Origin of the sequence: Amycolatopsis camponoti (assembly GCF_902497555.1) — a bacterium.
Lineage (GTDB): Bacteria > Actinomycetota > Actinomycetes > Mycobacteriales > Pseudonocardiaceae > Amycolatopsis > Amycolatopsis camponoti.
The window spans coordinates 2178512-2195652 of the sequence record NZ_CABVGP010000001.1; the positions used below are offsets into that span (position 1 = coordinate 2178512).

Here is a 17141-nt window from a genome sequence, read left to right on the forward strand (position 1 = left end):
CGGCGTTCGCGCAGCGTTCGGTCCGTTCGCCGCAGCTCAGGGCGGGGACCGAACGCTGTGACACCCGGGGCTTCGCCCCTAGCCGGAGGCTCCGCCCCCGAAAGCGCCGAGGTCGGCCTCCGCCCGCCGCAGCAGGGCGGCGCTGCCCTGGGCCCGCGCCAGCTCCGCGGCCGCCCGCAGGCGGGGCACCGGGTCGGGGTCGTGGGCCGCCCGCAGCCGCAGCACCTCGGGCAGCCACCAGCGGTCGTCGCGGGCCTCCCCGGCGGCGAGCGCGGCGTCCAGCGTCGCGCGGGCCGCCGCCGGCCCCGACAGCTCGGCGACCAGCGTCAGCCAGTACGGCATCCGGGCGAACGAACCCTCGGCCTTCAGGTGCGCGACGCCCTCCTGCGCCGCGGCCAGCCCGGCCGCCCCGCCGCGGGACCAGCCGCCCAGCACCAGCGCCCACTCCCGGTAGTACGCGAACCCGTACCGGTCGCACAGGTCGTGCAGCTCGGTGACCACCTCCCACAGCGCCCGCCGGTCGCGGCGCATCTGGTGGGTCATCCCGGCGTACGCCAGCGCGATGGCCAGGCTGTACGGCTGCTCGATCCCGCGGGCGACGGCGATCGCGGCGGCACTGCTCGCCACGGCCGCGTCGTCGTGGCCGAGCAGCCAGTGGGCGTGTGCCGCCCACGCGGGCCCGTGCACGTCCGGCCGGGTCCCGATCGGCCACGACGACGCGCCGCGCGTGCGTTCCGCGCCCACCTCGAAGTGCCGCAGCGCGTCGGCCGGGTCGTGCCCGAGGCTCAGCGACGAGCCCGCGACGATGAAGTGCGCCGAGCCGTCCTGTTCGGCGCTCGTCCCGGGGGCCAGCAGCGAGAGGGCGCGTTCGGCCGCTTCGTGCGCCTCCGCCGTGCGGCCCTGGACGAACCGGGACGACCACAGTTCGAGCAGGACCGTCAGCGCGGACTCCTTGCTGCCGGCGGACTCCGCGAGCGCGAGCGAGCGTTCCAGGACTTGCTGCAGCTCGGGGGAGGAGTACCCGTGGTGGGCGTTGAGCGGCCCGGCGAGCGCTTCGAGGACGGCCAGCTCCGCGCGGTCGCGGTTGCCGCTCGCCGGACGTTCGCGGACGAGGTCGAGGGCCTTCTTCAGCAGCCGGATGGCCTCGGCGTGGGCGAACGTCCCGGCGGCGACGGCCGCGGCCCGCCGGTAGTGGGCGACGGCGCGGTCGGGCCGGCCGCCGCGGGCGTACTGCTCGGCCAGCTGCGCCGCGACGGCGTCGGTGTCGTCGGCGTGCAGCAGTTCCATGCCCTGGGCCAGGCGCCGGTGCAGCAGCCACCGCCGCGGCGGGCTGACCTGCTGGTAGGCGGCCTCGCGGAGCAGGTCGTGGGTGAAGTCGTAGCCGCCGCCGAACTCGCGCACGATCCGGCGGCGCCACAGCTCGTCGACCGCGTCGACGACGGTGTCCGCGTCGAGGTCGCTGGCCTCGGTGAGCAGCTCCAGGGTGAAGTCCCGGCCGGCCGCGGCGGCGAGCCCGGCGACCTCGCGGGCCGCCGGGCCCGGCTGTTCGAGCCGCGCTCGCAGCACGCCGGTCAGGCGACCGGACGGCGGGGAATCGTTGGTGCGCAAGGCCTCCACGACGTACAGCGGATATCCGCCGGTGGCCGCGTGCAGCAGCGTCCGGTCCGAAGTGGACAGTGGACGCCCGGCCACCGCTTCGCCGAGGTGCGCGGTGCCGTCGGCGTCGAACGGGCGCAGCGGCAGCTCGGTCAGCTTGCCGTCGTCGCGCAGCTGGGCGGTCCAGGCCGCCACGCCGGGGTCGAGGTCGCTGTCGCGCAGCGTCCCGGCGACCAGCAGCGGCGCGTCCGGCAGGAGGCCGAGGCAGAAGGCGAGGAACGCGCCCGTCTCCTCGTCGCACCACTGCACGTTGTCCAGCACCAGCAGGACGGGCCGCCCGCCGGCCGTGAGCGCGCGGGCCAGTCCTTCGAAGAACCGCAGGCGCTGCCACGCGTCGACCGTGGGATGCCCGCGCGCGGCCGGACGCGCGGCCGGAAGCAGCCGGTCGACCTCGGTCCGCCACACCGGGTCCAGCGACGCCGCGGCTCGCTGCACCGCGGGCGTGCGCAGCCATTCGGCCACCGGCGCCAGCGCGACCCGTCCCGGCGTGCCGTAACAGCGGCCGGCGGCGACGACCGCGCCTTCCGCGCGGGCCAGCGCGGCCAGCTCGGCGACCAGCCGCGTCTTGCCGACCCCGGCGTCACCGCGCACGAGGACGATCCCGGCGCGACCGGCCGCCGCGGCACGCCACGCGTCGCCGAGGCGCGCCAGCTCGCCGGCCCGGCCGACGAGGCCGGGCGCGGCCGCCCGGCGGGGTTCGGGGTCCGGCCGGGCGAGCAGCCGGCGCAGCGCCGCGCGGGTCGGCTCGGCCGGGACGACGCCCAGCTCGCGTTCGAGGACCGACGCGCACCGGTGGTACGTGCTCACCGCGCCCGCCCGGTCGCCGGCGTCGGCCTGCAGCCCCATCAGCGTCCGGTAACCGGTCTCCTCCAGCGGGCGCAGCCGGATCCGGAGCCGGGCCGCGGCGAGCGCGACGGCCGGGTCGCCGGCCGGGGTCCGGCAGAGCACGTCGCACAGTTCCACGCACTGACGCTCCAGCTCGGCGCGGGCCGCCAGGACCCAGTCGTCGGCCAGGCCCGGCAGCAGCTCGCCGCGGTAGGCCGCGAGGGCGGCCCGCGCGTGGGCGACGACGTCACCGGGGTCCGACGCGCTCAGGGCGGCCCGGCGGGCGAGGTCGAACTCCCGGACGTCGACGCGGCTCGACGGGGTGTCCCGCCAGCACAGGTCGCGCCCGGTGACGGCCAGCGAGGGCAGTTCGCCCAGCACTCGGCGCAGCTGGTGCAGCTCGCGACGGAGGTTGGTCAGCGCCTGCGCGTCGGTGGAGTCCGGCCAGAACAGCCCCGCGAGCAGCCGCCGCGGCTGTGCCAGCCCGGCGTGGACGACGAGGTGGGCCACGAGCGCGACGGACCGCGGCGACCGCGTCAGCACGGCGCCGGTCTCGTCGTCGGTGATCACCTGCTCGCCCAGCAGCGACACCCGCAGCATCCGGTCACGCTAGCCCCGAGACGGGTTCGCGCGCGGATCTTCACCGGCCGGGGGTTGCGCCGGGGCGCCCGGGTGCGCAGGCTCGACGTCGTGAGCGAGCACGAGTACGACCTCATCGTCATCGGTTCGGGCCCCGGGGGCCAGAAGGCCGCGATCGCCGCGGCGAAGCTGGGCAAGCGGGTGGCGGTCGTGGACCGGCACGACATGGTCGGCGGGGTGTGCGTCAACACCGGCACGATCCCGTCCAAGACGCTGCGTGAAGCGGTGCTCTACCTGACCGGCATGAACCAGCGCGAGCTGTACGGCGCGAGCTACCGCGTCAAGCAGGACATCACCATCGCCGACCTGCTGGCGCGCACCCAGCACGTCGTCGGGCGCGAGGTCCAGGTGGTGCGCGCGCAGCTGATGCGCAACCACGTCGACCTGATCGCCGGCACCGGCTCGTTCGCCGACCCGCACACGATCGTCGTCGACGGCAAGCACGCCGGCGACCGCCGCACGCTGAGCGCGGACTACGTCGTGATCGCCACCGGCACCCGCCCCGCGCGGCCGGCGCACGTCGACTTCGACGCCGCCCGCGTGCTCGACTCCGACGAGATCCTGCGGCTCGAGCAGATCCCGTCGTCGCTGGTCGTGGTGGGCGCGGGCGTGATCGGCATCGAGTACGCGTCGATGTTCGCCGCGCTCGGCTCGCGGGTCACCGTGGTGGAGCAGCGAGACCAGATGCTCGACTTCTGCGACCCCGAGATCGTGGAGTCGCTGAAGTTCCAGCTGCGCGACCTCGGCGTGACGTTCCGCTTCGGCGAGAAGGTCGCGGACGTCGCGGTGTCCGAGGACGCGACGATCACGACGCTGGTGAGCGGCAAGCGCATCCCGGCCGACGGCGTCATGTACTCCGCGGGCCGCCAGGGCATGACGGGCGAGCTGGCCCTGGACGCGGCGGGCCTGAAGGCGGACGAGCGCGGCAGGCTCGTGGTCGACGAGAACTACCGCACCGAGGTCCCGCACGTGTACGCGGTCGGCGACGTGATCGGCTTCCCGGCCCTGGCGGCGACGTCGATGGACCAGGGCAGGCTCGCGGCGTACCACGCGTTCGGCGAGCCGGCGAACGGCCTGGGCGCGCTGCAGCCGATCGGCATCTACACGATCCCGGAGATCTCGTACGTCGGTGCGACGGAGGCCCAGCTGACGTCGTCGGCGGTGCCGTACGAGGTCGGCATCGCGCGCTACCGCGAGCTGGCGCGCGGGCAGATCACCGGTGACAGCTACGGCATGCTGAAGCTGCTGGTGTCCACTTCGGACCGCAAGCTCCTGGGCGTCCACGTGTTCGGCACGGGCGCGACGGACCTGGTCCACATCGGACAGGCGGTGATGGGCTGCGGCGGCACGGTCGACTACCTCGTCGACGCGGTGTTCAACTACCCGACGCTGTCGGAGGCGTACAAGGTGGCCGCGCTGGACGCGACCAACAAGATCCGCGCCTTGGACCGCTTCACGTCCTGAACCGCCCCAGGAGTCACAACAGCACCACCGGATTCGCCTGCGGCGAACCGGTTTGACACTCGACTAGAACATATGTTCGACTGGCGCCGTGCGATGGGATCGGCAGCGAGCGGGGGAGGGTGAGCCGGCACTGCCCGGGCTGGAAGGCCTGGTGCGGTCCGTGCGGTCACCGGAGTTCGACGGCGTCACCTTTCACGAGGTGCACGCCCGCTCGGTGCTGAACAAGGTGCCCGCCGGGTCCGGGGTGCCCTTCGGCTGGACCGTCAACCCCTACCGCGGCTGCTCCCACGCCTGCACCTACTGCCTCGAAGGCGGCACCAAGATCCTGCTGGCGGACGGCCGCACCCGGGCGCTGTCCGAGCTGAAGGTCGGCGACGAGATCTACGGCACCCGCGGCCACGGCGCGTCCCGGCGGCTGGTGCCGACCCGGGTCGAAGCCCACTGGACGACCCTGCGCGCCGCCTACCGGGTGACGCTCGAAGACGGCACCCGGCTCGTCGCCGGCGGCGACCACCGGTTCCTCACGAGCAAGGGCTGGAAGCACGTCACCGGCACCAAGTTCGGCGCCGCGCAACGCCCGCACCTGGAGCCCGGCGCCGAACTGATCGGCGTCGGCCGGTTCGAGCCCACGCCGGACGAAACGCTCGGGTACCGCGCCGGCTACCTCTGCGGGATGCTGCGCTCCGGCGGGTTCGCCGCGGAACCGGACGCCGCCACGCGCGCCCTCGAGTACCTGCCCGACTTCGGGGCGTCCGTCGGGTTCCTCAAGGTGCCGCCGGAGCCGGACGCGCACTGGCAGCGCGGGTTCCTCGCCGGCCTCTTCGACATCGCGGGCGACTACGGCCGCGGCGTCCTCGCCGTCGCCCACGACGAACCGGAGATCGTCGAGGCCTTCGCCGGCGCGCTCACCCGCTTCGGCTTCGCGCACCAGATCGACGAGGTGCCGAAGTTCCCCGCCCGCCAGGAGGTCCGGCTGCTCGGCGGCACGGCCGAGGTACTGCGGTTCCTGCACGTGAGCAACCCGGCCGTCGGGTGGAAGCGGTCGCTGGACGGCGCGGTGATCGGCGCGAGCCGCCGCCGCGTCGAGGCGATCGAGCCGCTGGGCCTGCAGCTGCCGCTGTTCGACATCACCACCGGCACCGGCGACTTCATCGCCGACGGCATGGTGTCCCACAACTGCTTCGCCCGGAACACCCACACGTACCTGGACTTCGACGCGGGCCACGACTTCGACACCCAGGTGGTGGTGAAGGTCAACGCCCCGGAGGTGCTGGCGGCGCAGCTGAAACGGCCGTCGTGGCGGCGGGAGCACGTCGCGATGGGCACGAACACGGACCCGTACCAGCGCGCGGAGGGCCGCTACCGGCTGATGCCGGGGATCATCACGGCGCTGGCCCGCTCCGGCATGCCGTTGTCGGTGCTGACGAAGGGCACCGTGCTGGCGCGCGACCTGCCGCTGCTGCAGGACGTCTCCGCCGACGTGCCGGTCAGCCTGGCGGTGTCGATCGCCCTGCTCGACCGCGAGCTGCAGCACCGCCTCGAACCCGGCACGCCGAGCCCGCAGGCTCGGCTGGAGCTGGTCCGCAAGGCCCGCGACGCCGGGCTGCCGTGCTCGGTGCTGGTGGCGCCGGTGCTGCCGTGGCTGACGGACTCGGCCGAAGCCCTCGACGCGCTGTTCGCCCGGCTGGCCGAGGTGGGGGCGACGAGCGCGACGGTGATCCCGCTGCACCTGCGCCCGGGCGCGCGGGAATGGTTCGGCCGCTGGCTGGCGGGCGCGTACCCGGCGCTCGTGCCGCGGTACCGGGAGCTGTACGCGCGGGGGAGCTACGTCCGGAAGGCGTACCGGGAGCGGCTCGGGGAGCGGGTGGCCCCGTTGCTGCGCCGGCACGGGCTGGCCCCGAAGACGGGGTACGAGGCCCGGAGCCCGGAGCCGCTGCCCGAGCCGCCACCGGAGGCGCCGGTCGTGGAGCAGCTCCGCCTCCTCTGAGGCTCCGGCGCGGTGAGCCGGGAGAGGCCGTGCTTCGGAACGGGCCCGGCCACCGCGACGGTCCTTTGTGGACTACCGCCGCCCGCGGTGCGTGATCATCCGCCGGGCCGCCGTGTGGGTGAAGCTGTCACCCGGACCGCCGCCGGACACGGTCCGGCTCCCCCGTTCGCCGTAGTCCCGACCCGATTGCGCCACCGTGTCGCGCCCTTGCGGAAAAATGTCCGATCGTGTCGTTGTCGCCCCACCTCACCGACGCCTAACGTCGAAGGGATCGATGCGGAAGGGAGAGCGGTGATGACGACCTCGCAGACCGACCGGGTCGCGGCCGCCCGGCTCGCGTGGGCCGCCCTGAAGCTGACCCGGGCCGGCCGGCACCCCGTGAGCGTCGACCGGCTGGCCGCGACCGTCGGCGTCGCCCCGGTCGAGGCGCGCCGGCTCGTCGAGCTGATCGGCTTCACCCTGCACCGCGACCTCGTCAGCACCGGACCCGCGCCGCGCGGGGCCCACCACCGGCTCCAGCCGGCCGAAGGCACCCTCGGCGCCGGCCCCGACGGCACCGTCGACATGTTCCTGCTGGCCATCGCCACCGGCGAGCGCGTGCACGCCGCCGCGACCTGCCCGGTCACCGGCACGCGCATCCAGATCGAGCTCACCGCGCACGCGATCGTGCAGGCCGACCCGCCGACGGCCGTCGTCGCCGCCGTCGACCTGGGCTTCGGCCTCGAACGCGCCGACGCGATGGCGTGCGCCGGCCAGCCCTTCTTCGCCTCCGCCTCGGCGGCCGCCGGCTGGGTCGTCACCCACCCCGGCGGGCGGATCTACCAGGTCGGCGCCTACCTGGCCCAGGCCCACCGGCTGGTCGCCGCGCTGGAGGCCCGCCCGAAGTACGTGCTCTGACCACCGCGCAACCCAAGCCTGCCGACGTCGTACGCTGTGACGTTCGGGGCTGCGCCCCGAACCGGGGGCTCCGCCACCCGGGCCCCCTCAAGCGCCGGGTGTTCGTTAGCCTTTCCAGGCAGCGATAACCCCAGGTCGAAGGAGAGCAGTCGCAGTGCTCCGCACTCACAACGCCGGCACCCTGCGTGCCGAGCAGGCCGGACAGACCGTCACCCTCACCGGATGGGTGGCCCGGCGGCGCGATCACGGTGGCGTCATCTTCATCGACCTGCGTGATGCCAGCGGCGTCGCCCAGGTAGTCTTCCGCGAGGGCGAGATGGCCGAGCGCGCGCACGCGCTGCGCTCCGAGTTCTGCGTCAAGATCGTCGGCGAGGTCGCGAAGCGCCCCGAGGGCAACGCGAACGCCGAGATCCCCACCGGCGAGATCGAGGTCCTCGCGACCCAGCTCGAGGTGCTGTCGGAGTCCGCGCCGCTGCCGTTCCCGATCGACGACCGCGTCGACGTCGGCGAAGAGGTCCGTCTCAAGCACCGCTACCTCGACCTGCGCCGCAGCGGCCCGGCCGCGGCCATGCGCCTGCGCAGCGCGGTCAGCCGCGCCGCGCGCGAGGTGCTGCACGCCCAGGACTTCGTCGAGATCGAAACCCCGACGTTGACCCGCTCGACCCCCGAAGGCGCGCGCGACTTCCTGGTGCCCGCCCGGCTCAAGCCCGGCTCCTGGTACGCGCTGCCGCAGTCGCCGCAGCTGTTCAAGCAGCTGCTCATGGTGGGCGGTATGGAGCGGTACTACCAGATCGCGCGCTGCTACCGCGACGAAGACTTCCGCGCCGACCGCCAGCCGGAGTTCACCCAGCTCGACATCGAGATGAGCTTCGTCGAGCAGGACGACGTCATCAAGCTCGGCGAGGACATCGTCTCCGCGCTGTGGAAGCTGATCGGGCACGAGATCCCGCGGCCCATCCCGCGCATCACCTACCACGAGGCGATGGCCAAGTACGGCTCGGACAAGCCGGACCTGCGCTTCGACCTCCAGATCACCGACATGACGGAGTTCTTCGCCGACACGCCGTTCCGCGTGTTCCAGGCGCCCTACGTCGGCGCGGTCGTGATGGCCGGCGGCGCGAGCCAGCCGCGTCGTCAGCTCGACGCGTGGCAGGAGTGGGCGAAGCAGCGCGGCGCGCGCGGCCTCGCGTACATCCTCGTCAACGAGGACGGCACGCTCGGCGGCCCGGTCGCGAAGAACCTGTCCGAGACCGAGCGCGAGAACGTCGCGGCCGCGGCGGGCGCCCAGGCCGGCGACTGCATCTTCTTCTCCGCCGGCAAGGCCGCCAGCACGCAGCCGCTGCTCGGCGCCGCGCGCGACGAGATCGGCAAGCGCCTCGGCCTGATCGACGAGGACGCCTGGTCGTTCGTGTGGGTCGTCGACGCCCCGCTGTTCGCGCCGGTCGAGGACATCGGTGACGACGTCGCCGTCGGCTCCGGCAAGTGGACCGCCGTGCACCACGCCTTCACCTCGCCGACGCCGGAGTGGATCGAGAAGTTCGAGTCCGACCCGGGCAACGCGCTCGCCTACGCCTACGACATCGTCTGCAACGGCAACGAGATCGGTGGCGGGTCGATCCGTATCCACCAGGGCGACGTCCAGAAGCGCGTCTTCAGCCTGATGGGCCTCGGCGAGGAGGAGGCGCAGGAGAAGTTCGGCTTCCTGCTCGACGCCTTCGCCTTCGGGCCGCCGCCGCACGGCGGCATCGCGTTCGGCTGGGACCGCATCGTCATGCTGCTGGCCAAGGCCGACTCGCTGCGCGATGTCATCGCGTTCCCGAAGACCGGCGGCGGCTACGACCCGCTGACCGCGGCGCCGGCGCCGATCACGGCGCAGCAGCGCAAGGAGGCCGGCATCGACGCGAAGCCGGCCGCGCCCCCGCAGAACTAGTGCTGCACCTCAGGGCCGTGTGCCCGCCGGACAAGACCGCCGAGGCGCTCGACATCCTGCGGGCGCACGCCGGGACAGCGCACCTGATCGTGCACCGCGGCGCCGCCGTGTCGCCGGAAGGCGACCTGGTCGAGGCCGACATCGCGCGGGAAGCGGCGGACGAGATCCTCGAGGCGCTGTGCGTGCTCGAGCTCGACCACACCGGCGGCATCACGCTCGAATCCCTCGACACGGCGCTCTCGGACGCCGCCGACCAGGCGGAAGAGGCCGCGCCCGGTGAAGGCGCGGACGCCGTCGTGTGGGAGGAGCTGGTCGCCCGCACGGGCGAGGAGTCGCGGCTCAACGTGACGTTCCTGGCGTTCCTCACCATCGCCTGCCTCCTGGCGGCGGTCGGTGTGCTGACGGACTCCGCCGTGACGATCGTCGGCGCGATGGTCGTCGGCCCGGAGTTCGGGCCGCTGGCCGCACTGGCGGTGGGGCTGGTGCTGCGCCGCTGGGACCTCGTCCGGCTCGCGAGTGGCGCTCTCGGCGTCGGCTTCCCGCTGGCCATGGTCGTCACGCTCGGCGGCGCGCTGCTGGTGCGCGTCACCGACGTGTTCGGCGAGCGGGCGTTCGAGCTGAAGCAGCACAACGAGGTCGACTTCGTGTTCTCCGTCGGCGTTCCGTCGCTGGTCGTGGCGATGCTCGCCGGCGCGGCCGGGATGCTCGCGATGACGTCGGCGAAGTCGGCGGCGCTCGTGGGCGTCTTCATCTCCGTCACGACGGTGCCGGCCGCCGGGTACGCGGTCGTCGCCGCCGTGGCGGGGGAGTGGAGCCGGTGCGTCCAATCGGTGGGTCAGCTGCTCGTCAACCTTCTCGGAATCGTTGCAGCAGCGGCCATTGTGTTGATCGTGCGCCGGAATGGGCAACGTTCACCGGTGGGGATGCGTCCGCTTTCACGGGGATGACCCCCTCCGGGCCGGGGGCTCCTTCTTGTCCGGATGTCAGTAGTCATGGTTGCTCAGTCACGAGTAGGGTCGGTGACAATGACAGTCGACACCTCCTCCACCGGCGATGCTGGGGTCGGGGCAGGAGCCGAGCACCTTGCCGTCGCCGCGGCCGTCGCGGCGGGCGAGTCCGTTCTTTCGCGCCGGTTCGGCAGTGCGATCACGCTGGTCGCGCCCGAAGACCTCGCGGGGAGCGGGCCGGCCACGGTGGTCCGGGCGAGGGTGGTGTCGTCGTCCTTCGCGCTGCCGCGCACGCTCGTCATCAAGCACTACCCCGACCAGCCGTCCTCGGGTGCCGACCCGTTCGCCCAGGAGGCGGTCAGCTACCAGCTGTTCACGGCGCTGGCGCCGGACGAGCGGATGTGCCCGGAGCTGCTGGCCCACGACGGCCGAGACCGGGTGCTGGTGCTGGAGGACCTGGGCCGCACGCCGACGCTGGAGGACAAGCTCTACGCCCGCGACTCCCGCGCGGCCGAGCGCGCGCTGCTGTCGTGGGCCCGTTCCCTGGGTCGGCTGCACGCGAGCACGGCGGGGCGCGAAGCCGACTTCAACGCGCTGCTGCGGCGGCTGGGAGGCCCGGCGAAGACCGACCCCGGCGACGGCGACGAACTGGGCTCACGGGTGCCGGCGGTGATCCAGGAGCGGCTGGGCATCCCGGCGCCGGACGAGGTCCTCGCGCAGGTGGCGGCGGCGCGGGAGCAGGCTGATTCGGCCGGCTTTCGCGCGTTCAGCCCGGTGGAACTGAGCCCGGACAACAACCTGGTGACGGGCGAGAGCGTCCGGTTCCTCGACTTCGAGTACGGCTGCGTCCGGTCGGTCCTGGTCGACGCGGCGCACCTGAGGCTCCCGTTCGCGAGCTGGCCGGACGCGCTGGCCCTCCCGGCGGGCATGAGCGAGGCGATGATCGCGGCGTGGCGCGCGGAGGTGGTGGCGGTCTGGCCGGCCCTGGCCGACGACGAGGCACTGGCCGCGCACCTGACGAGCAGCGAGCTGCTGCGGGTGTGGCTGATCACGGGGGAGGAGCTGGGCTCGCTGGACCTGTCCCGCCACGCGGCCCCGGTGAGCCGCGAGGCGGCGCTGGTGACGTGGTGGCGCGACTTGGCGAGGCACGCGGGGTACGTCCGGATGACGGCGGTATCGGAGTTCGCGGCCCGGGTGGCGGCGGCATTGGCGGCGCGGCTGGGTCCGCATGCCGACCTGGCTTTTTATCCGGCTTTTCGCTGAGTTCGGGTGGTTGTCCACAGGGTGGCCGTGATGTGGATCGGTCGGCTGGTGGGCGGCTGTTTTCGGGTTTCCGTCGGGGCTCGCCGATACGCTGGAAGCGGGGCCGCCCCCCAGGGACGGGCGGGGGCTGCTTTCGGGGCGGGGCGATCGCCGGGGGTACCGCGGGTCAGCTTGGTGATGTCCGGATGCCGCTTGGCCTGGTCCGGCTCAGGCGGTGGGCCTCGGCATCGTCAGCCCAGTCCGCCGCGGAACGGGACTTTTCCGGCACCTGTGAGGTGAGCGTCAAGAATTAGGCGCCCGGTCGCGGGCGTGTTACCTCGTCCTCACCGCAAGTGAGCTTCCGTGGCCGATGGTCGTGGGCGTGACCGTGATGAGTGTCGAAGTCACTCCGTTCCCCGAACCCTCCCGCCCCGCGCTCGCGGCCGTGCCGCCGCTGGAAGCCGCCGTGCCCGCGTTGGAAGCCGTCGCGCCGCCGCTGGAAGCCGCCGTGCCGGTGCTCAAGCGCGCCCGGCGGCTCGTCGTGCTCGGCGACTCCACCGCCGTCGGGCTCGGGGATCCCCTTCCCAAGCGCGGCGGCTGGCGCGGGGTCGGCCCGCTCGTCGCGGAGGCGCTCGGGGTCGAGGCGGACGGCTACCTCAACCCCGCCTTCACCGGCGCCCGGATGCGGTGCGTGCTCACCGAACAGGTGCCCGCCGCCGTCGCGCATCGGCCCGATGTCGCTCTGCTCGTCGCCGGCATGAACGACACCCTGCGCCCGGACTTCGACGCCGCCCGGATCGCCGCCGACCTCACCGAGGTCATCCGGCGGCTCCGGGAGGTGAAGACCACCGTCATCCCGGTGCGCTTCCACGACCACAGCAAGGTCTTCCGCCTCCCGCCGTCGCTCAAGCGCGCCCTCAGCGCGCGCGTCGGCGAGCTGAACGCCGCCATCGACGAGGTCGTCGCCCGCGAACGCGTGCCCTGCCTCGACCTCGACCGCCTCCCCGGCGCCTACGACCTGACCGTCTGGAGCGTCGACCGGCTGCACCCCTCCGAACTCGGCCACCGCCTGCTCGCGGACGGCTTCACCGGCCTGCTGGCCCAAGCCGGCTTCGACGTTCCCGAGCCGGTGAGCCTCACCTGCAGCGGCGGGGTCGAGCCGAGCGCCTCCGGGCACGTGGGATGGCTGGTGCTCAAGGGAATCCCGTGGCTCTGGCGCCGCGGCCGCGAGTTCCTGCCCTACGCCGCGGTCATCATGTGGAAGTCGTTCCAGGGCCGCTGAACACCCGCAACGCCTCCGCGTCCGACGCCGGGTTCCGGACGAAGTAGTCCGCCCACTCCTCGATGCCGGGATAACCCGACCGCGCGGCCAGGAACCGGCACGCCTCCTCGACGTCGTACGCCGTGCGCCGCAGCTGGACGCCGTCGCCGAGCAGGGCCCAGTGCGCACCCCTGGCGCCGTAGGGCATTCCGACGCTGCCCGGGTTGACCACCAGCCGCCGGTCCGCGAGCCGGACGAACGGCATGTGCGTGTGGCCGCACACGACCATCGGCGCCGAGACGCCCTTGAGGACTTCCGCCCACCGCTCCAGCGGGCTGTCGACGAGCACGATTTCCGTGTCGTCCCGCGGGGTCGCGTGGCAGAACAGCACGCCGTCGAGCGTCACCGTCAGCGGCAGGGCGTCGAGCACCGGCAGATCCGCGGGACGCAGCTGCCGCGCCGCCCACGGGAAGATCGGGTCCGGGACGAACTTCCCGGTGCCGCGCGCGGACGCCGCCAGCTCCCGGTCGGCGTTGCCCCGTACCCAGACCGCCCGCGAACCCAGCGCCCGCAGCCGCTCGAGGGTCTCGACCGGCATCGGGCCCGCGAGCAGGTCACCGAGCAGGACGATCCGATCCGCCGCCGCGACATCCGGCTCGGCGAGCACGGCCTCCAGTGCCGGGAGGACGCCGTGGATGTCCGAGAGCACCGCCACGTTCATCGGCCCACCTTCGGGCACGGCGGCGCCCCGGGCGAGGGATTTCGCCCAGGGCGCAACCGGTTCACGCCGTGGTGAGCGGCAGCTCCCGCACCCCCGTCATGTTCGGGTTGATCTGGAACTTCGGCGGCTCGTCCGGGATCGTGCGCAGCGCCGGGTAGCGGTCGAACAGGATGTTCAGCGCCACCCGCCCTTCGAGCCGCGCGAGCGGTGCTCCGATGCAGAAGTGGATCCCGCGGCCGAACGCGAGGTGCGGGTTGGGGTCGCGGAGCGGGTTGAACGTGTCCGGCTCGGCGAACACCCGGTCGTCCCGGTTGGCCGCCGCGACCCAGACCATCAGCATCTGGTCCGCCGGCACGGTCGTGCCGCCCAATTCGACCTCGCGCGTCGTCGCGCGGGCCACCGCCGCGAACGGCGACAGGTACCGCAGCGACTCCTCGATCACCGGCGGCACCAGCGCCCGGTCGGCGCGCACGCGCTCGTCCCACTCGCGGTGCGTGTCCAGGCACAGCACCGCGTTGCCGAGCAGCATCGTGGTGGTGATGTGCCCGGCCAGCAGCAGGACGTTGGCGAAGTTGACGACCTCGTTGCGGGTCAGCTTCTCCCCGTCGACTTCGGCTTCGACGAGCTTCGTCAGCAGGTCCTCGCGGGGCTGCTTGCGCCGTTCGTCGACGTGCTGCCCCAGGTACTCGACGAGGGCCTGCTGCCCTTCCAGGGACTTCTCGACCGCCTCCTGCCGCCCCTTGGACTGCTCCTTCAGCGAGAACTGCTCCGAGGAGTCGAACAGCTTGTCCACCCAGCCCTTGAACAGGTGCCGGTCGCTCGCGGGGACCCCCAGCAGCTCCGCGATGACGATCACCGGCAACGGGTAGGCGAGGTCTTCGACCAGCTCGAGCCGGCCGTCGCCGCCCGCCGCGTCGAGCATCTCGTGCGTCACCGCCGCGATGCGCGGCTCCAGGTCCGCGACGACCTTCGGCGTGAACGCCCGGCTGACGAGCTTGCGCATCTTGTTGTGCAGCGGCGGGTCCAGCTGCAGCAGGTTGCCCGCCTGCATCTCCTCGAGGTCGATGTCGGGCATCATGTCCTTCGGCACCAGCCGGGTGGTGTCCGAGGAGTACGTCGCCGGGTCGCGCAGGACCTCTTCGGCCTCCGGGTGCCCGTAGACGTTCCAGAACCCGAGCTCGGCCGCGTGGTGCACGCGCTCCCCGGGCTGCTTCCCCCGCAGCCAGAACTGGGATTCGTGGAGTCCCCAGGTGTCCGCTTGTGTGGTGGTCATGTCCGCCCCTTCTTTCCCCTTGGTGGCCCCGGGTCAGCCGGGTGCCCTGGCGGGATCGTGTGCGTAGATCCCTTGCCGGTAGCCCGAGACGAGCGCCTCGAGCGCCGAGCTCAGTTCCGCGGCCACGTCCGCGACCGCCGCGGGATCGGGCTCCCCGGCCGGTTCGAACGCGGTGCGGATCAGGTGGGCGAGCACCTCCGCCTTGCCCTCGAGCGGGATGCCGTCGAACTCGTCGGAAAGCGTGTCGCCCAGGTAGAAGCCGAGCGTCGCGGCGTTGAGCGCGTACGTGAGGTTCGGGACGTCCGAGCGGATCAGTCCGCGCCGGAGCATCGCCTCCTCGAACCGCGCGCGCAGCTCGTCCTGCTGCTTGCGCAGGGCGAGGTCGCCGAGCGAGCCGAACATGTCGGCGTTGCCGCGCAGCATCGCCATCACCAGCGGCCGCCGGTGGGTGACGAGGAACGACGCCGAGATCATCTTGTGCGGCAGGATCATCGCCGGGTCGGCCTCGATCCGGCCCAGGATCTCGTCGGTCAGGTCGGCCGACTCACGCATCATCAGCGCCTGGAACAGCAGCTCCTTGTTGCGCCAGTGCAGGTAGACGGTGCCCTTGCCGATGCCGACCGCGCGCGCGATGTCGTCGACCGCCACCTTCCGGTAGCCCATGCGCAGCAGCAGCTCGCCGGCCGCGTCCAGGATGCGGTCCGCGCGTTCGCGGTTGGGATGACTCATGCGTTCTCCACCTGCGGTTCCGTTGAGCGTTTGACTTGTTGACCAGATTCGCACTTTCGGTCAACCAGTCATCACGACGGTAGCGCTGCCGCGTGGACCGGGGCAAGGGTTCTGTCGGTGGCTTCGGTTAACGTCATCCGTGTGGCACAGGACGAGCTCTTCACCGTGAACACCGACATCGCGCCGTCACCGGAGCGGACGACGTCGAACGCGGACGAGCGGCAGGCGGACCCGGCGAGCTCCCCGCTGGCCGTGCGGATGCGGCCGCGCGCGCTCGACGAGGTCGTCGGCCAGCAGCACCTGCTGCGCGAAGGCGCTCCGCTGCGGCGGCTGGTCGAGGGCGCCGCGCCGGCGTCGGTGCTGCTCTACGGCCCGCCCGGCACGGGCAAGACGACCCTGGCCAACCTGGTCTCGATCGCGACCGGGCGCCGGTTCGTCGCGATGTCGGCGCTTTCGGCGGGCGTCAAGGAGGTCCGCGGCGTCATCGAGGAGGCGCGCCGGCGCCGGCAGTACAACGCCGAGAACACCGTGCTGTTCATCGACGAGGTCCACCGGTTCTCCAAGACCCAGCAGGACGCGCTGCTCGGCGCGGTCGAGGACCGCACGGTGCTGCTGGTCGCGGCGACCACCGAGAACCCGTCGTTCTCCGTCGTCTCGCCGCTGCTGTCGCGGTCGCTGGTGCTGCAGCTGCGCCCGCTGACCGACGAGGACATCACGCAGCTGCTCGAACGCGCGTTGGCCGACGAACGCGGTCTCGGCGGCGAGCTGACGCTGACCGACGACGCCCGCGCCCACCTCGTCCGGCTCGCCGGGGGTGACGCGCGCCGCGCGCTGACCGCGTTGGAGGCGGCGGCGGACGCGGCGTCGGCGACCGAGGCGAAGACCATCGACCTGCCGATCGTCGAGTCCACTGTGGACAAGGCGGCGGTGCGCTACGACCGCGACGGCGACCAGCACTACGACGTCATCAGCGCGTTCATCAAGTCGATCCGCGGGTCCGATGTGGACGCAGCGTTGCATTACCTGGCCCGGATGATCGAAGCGGGGGAGGACCCGCGGTTCCTCGCCCGGCGGCTGGTCGTGCACGCCAGCGAGGACATCGGGATGGCCGACCCGACAGCGCTGCAGTCGGCCGTCGCGGCGGCGCACGCGGTGCAGTTCATCGGCATGCCGGAGGGACGGCTCGCGCTGGCGCAGGCGACCGTGCACCTCGCGACGGCCCCGAAGTCGAACGCGGTGATCGCGGGCATCGACGCCGCGCTGGCCGACGTCCGCGGCGGGCTCGCCGGCACCGTCCCGCCGCACCTGCGCGACGGGCACTACGCGGGCGCGAAGAAGCTCGGCAACGCGCAGGGCTACCGCTACCCGCACGGCGTCCCGGAGGGCGTGCTGGCCCAGCAGTACCCGCCGGACGAGCTGGTCGGCAAGGACTACTACGAGCCGACCCAGCGCGGCGCCGAGCGCACGCTCGCCGAGCGCGTCCCGAAGCTGCGCCGGACGATCCGCGGGGAGAAGTGAGCCCGGCGGACGAATCGCCGGGAACCTGATCACCAGCGTGGCCCGCGGAAGC

Annotated in this window: 12 protein-coding genes; 8 read left to right on the forward strand and 4 right to left on the reverse strand. The window is 73.0% G+C overall.

Features of this window, described 5'->3' with window-relative positions; all coding sequences use genetic code 11:
• Positions 1-78 precede the first annotated feature (78 nt).
• Entirely contained in the window at positions 79-3081 is a 3003-nt protein-coding gene (locus AA23TX_RS10490) for an ATP-binding protein (protein WP_155542358.1), read from the reverse strand.
• Positions 3082-3171: 90 nt separating this feature from the next.
• Here AA23TX_RS10490 and sthA point away from each other — a divergent pair, with 90 nt between their 5' ends.
• From sthA to AA23TX_RS10525, 7 genes are all read left to right on the forward strand, one after another.
• Positions 3172-4584: a Si-specific NAD(P)(+) transhydrogenase gene (sthA, locus tag AA23TX_RS10495; protein WP_230862412.1), complete on the forward strand. Its 1413-nt coding sequence runs from the start codon at positions 3172-3174 to the stop codon at positions 4582-4584.
• Positions 4585-4672: 88 nt separating this feature from the next.
• Complete coding sequence (locus tag AA23TX_RS10500; RefSeq protein ID WP_196425269.1) at positions 4673-6571, forward strand: intein-containing Rv2578c family radical SAM protein; 1899 nt, start codon at positions 4673-4675, stop codon at positions 6569-6571.
• Positions 6572-6865: 294 nt separating this feature from the next.
• Complete coding sequence (merB, locus tag AA23TX_RS10505) at positions 6866-7468, forward strand: organomercurial lyase (protein ID WP_155542360.1); 603 nt, start codon at positions 6866-6868, stop codon at positions 7466-7468.
• Between the two features lie 154 nt (positions 7469-7622).
• The gene (gene aspS / locus AA23TX_RS10510; RefSeq protein WP_155542361.1) at positions 7623-9398 is read left to right on the forward strand and encodes an aspartate--tRNA ligase; all 1776 of its coding nucleotides are present in this window, start codon (positions 7623-7625) and stop codon (positions 9396-9398) included.
• Positions 9398-10345, forward strand: coding sequence for a DUF389 domain-containing protein (locus AA23TX_RS10515; protein WP_196425270.1), 948 nt, complete (start codon positions 9398-9400; stop codon positions 10343-10345). The genes aspS and AA23TX_RS10515 overlap by 1 nt, the downstream gene beginning before the upstream one ends.
• Before the next feature lie 78 nt (positions 10346-10423).
• Positions 10424-11608 carry a phosphotransferase gene (locus AA23TX_RS10520; RefSeq protein WP_155542362.1) on the forward strand — a complete coding sequence of 395 codons (1185 nt, stop codon included), beginning with the start codon at positions 10424-10426 and terminating at the stop codon, positions 11606-11608.
• Positions 11609-11957: 349 nt separating this feature from the next.
• On the forward strand, positions 11958-12869 hold the full coding sequence (locus AA23TX_RS10525; RefSeq protein WP_155542363.1) for an SGNH/GDSL hydrolase family protein: 912 nt from the start codon (positions 11958-11960) through the stop codon (positions 12867-12869).
• Here AA23TX_RS10525 and AA23TX_RS10530 read toward each other — a convergent pair.
• The 3 genes from AA23TX_RS10530 to AA23TX_RS10540 all read right to left on the reverse strand — a co-directional run bounded on the left by AA23TX_RS10530 (position 12841) and on the right by AA23TX_RS10540 (position 15571).
• Complete coding sequence (locus AA23TX_RS10530; RefSeq protein WP_155542364.1) at positions 12841-13569, reverse strand: metallophosphoesterase family protein; 729 nt, start codon at positions 13567-13569, stop codon at positions 12841-12843. The two genes, AA23TX_RS10525 and AA23TX_RS10530, sit on opposite strands and share 29 nt — an antisense overlap.
• Positions 13570-13630: 61 nt before the next feature.
• Positions 13631-14842 carry a cytochrome P450 gene (locus AA23TX_RS10535; RefSeq protein ID WP_155542365.1) on the reverse strand — a complete coding sequence of 404 codons (1212 nt, stop codon included), beginning with the start codon at positions 14840-14842 and terminating at the stop codon, positions 13631-13633.
• 33 nt (positions 14843-14875) lie between these two features.
• Positions 14876-15571: a TetR/AcrR family transcriptional regulator gene (locus tag AA23TX_RS10540; RefSeq protein ID WP_155542366.1), complete on the reverse strand. Its 696-nt coding sequence runs from the start codon at positions 15569-15571 to the stop codon at positions 14876-14878.
• A 141-nt stretch (positions 15572-15712) separates the two neighbouring features.
• Here AA23TX_RS10540 and AA23TX_RS10545 point away from each other — a divergent pair, with 141 nt between their 5' ends.
• Positions 15713-17089: a replication-associated recombination protein A gene (locus AA23TX_RS10545; RefSeq protein WP_155542367.1), complete on the forward strand. Its 1377-nt coding sequence runs from the start codon at positions 15713-15715 to the stop codon at positions 17087-17089.
• The last annotated feature ends 52 nt before the right edge of the window (positions 17090-17141 follow it).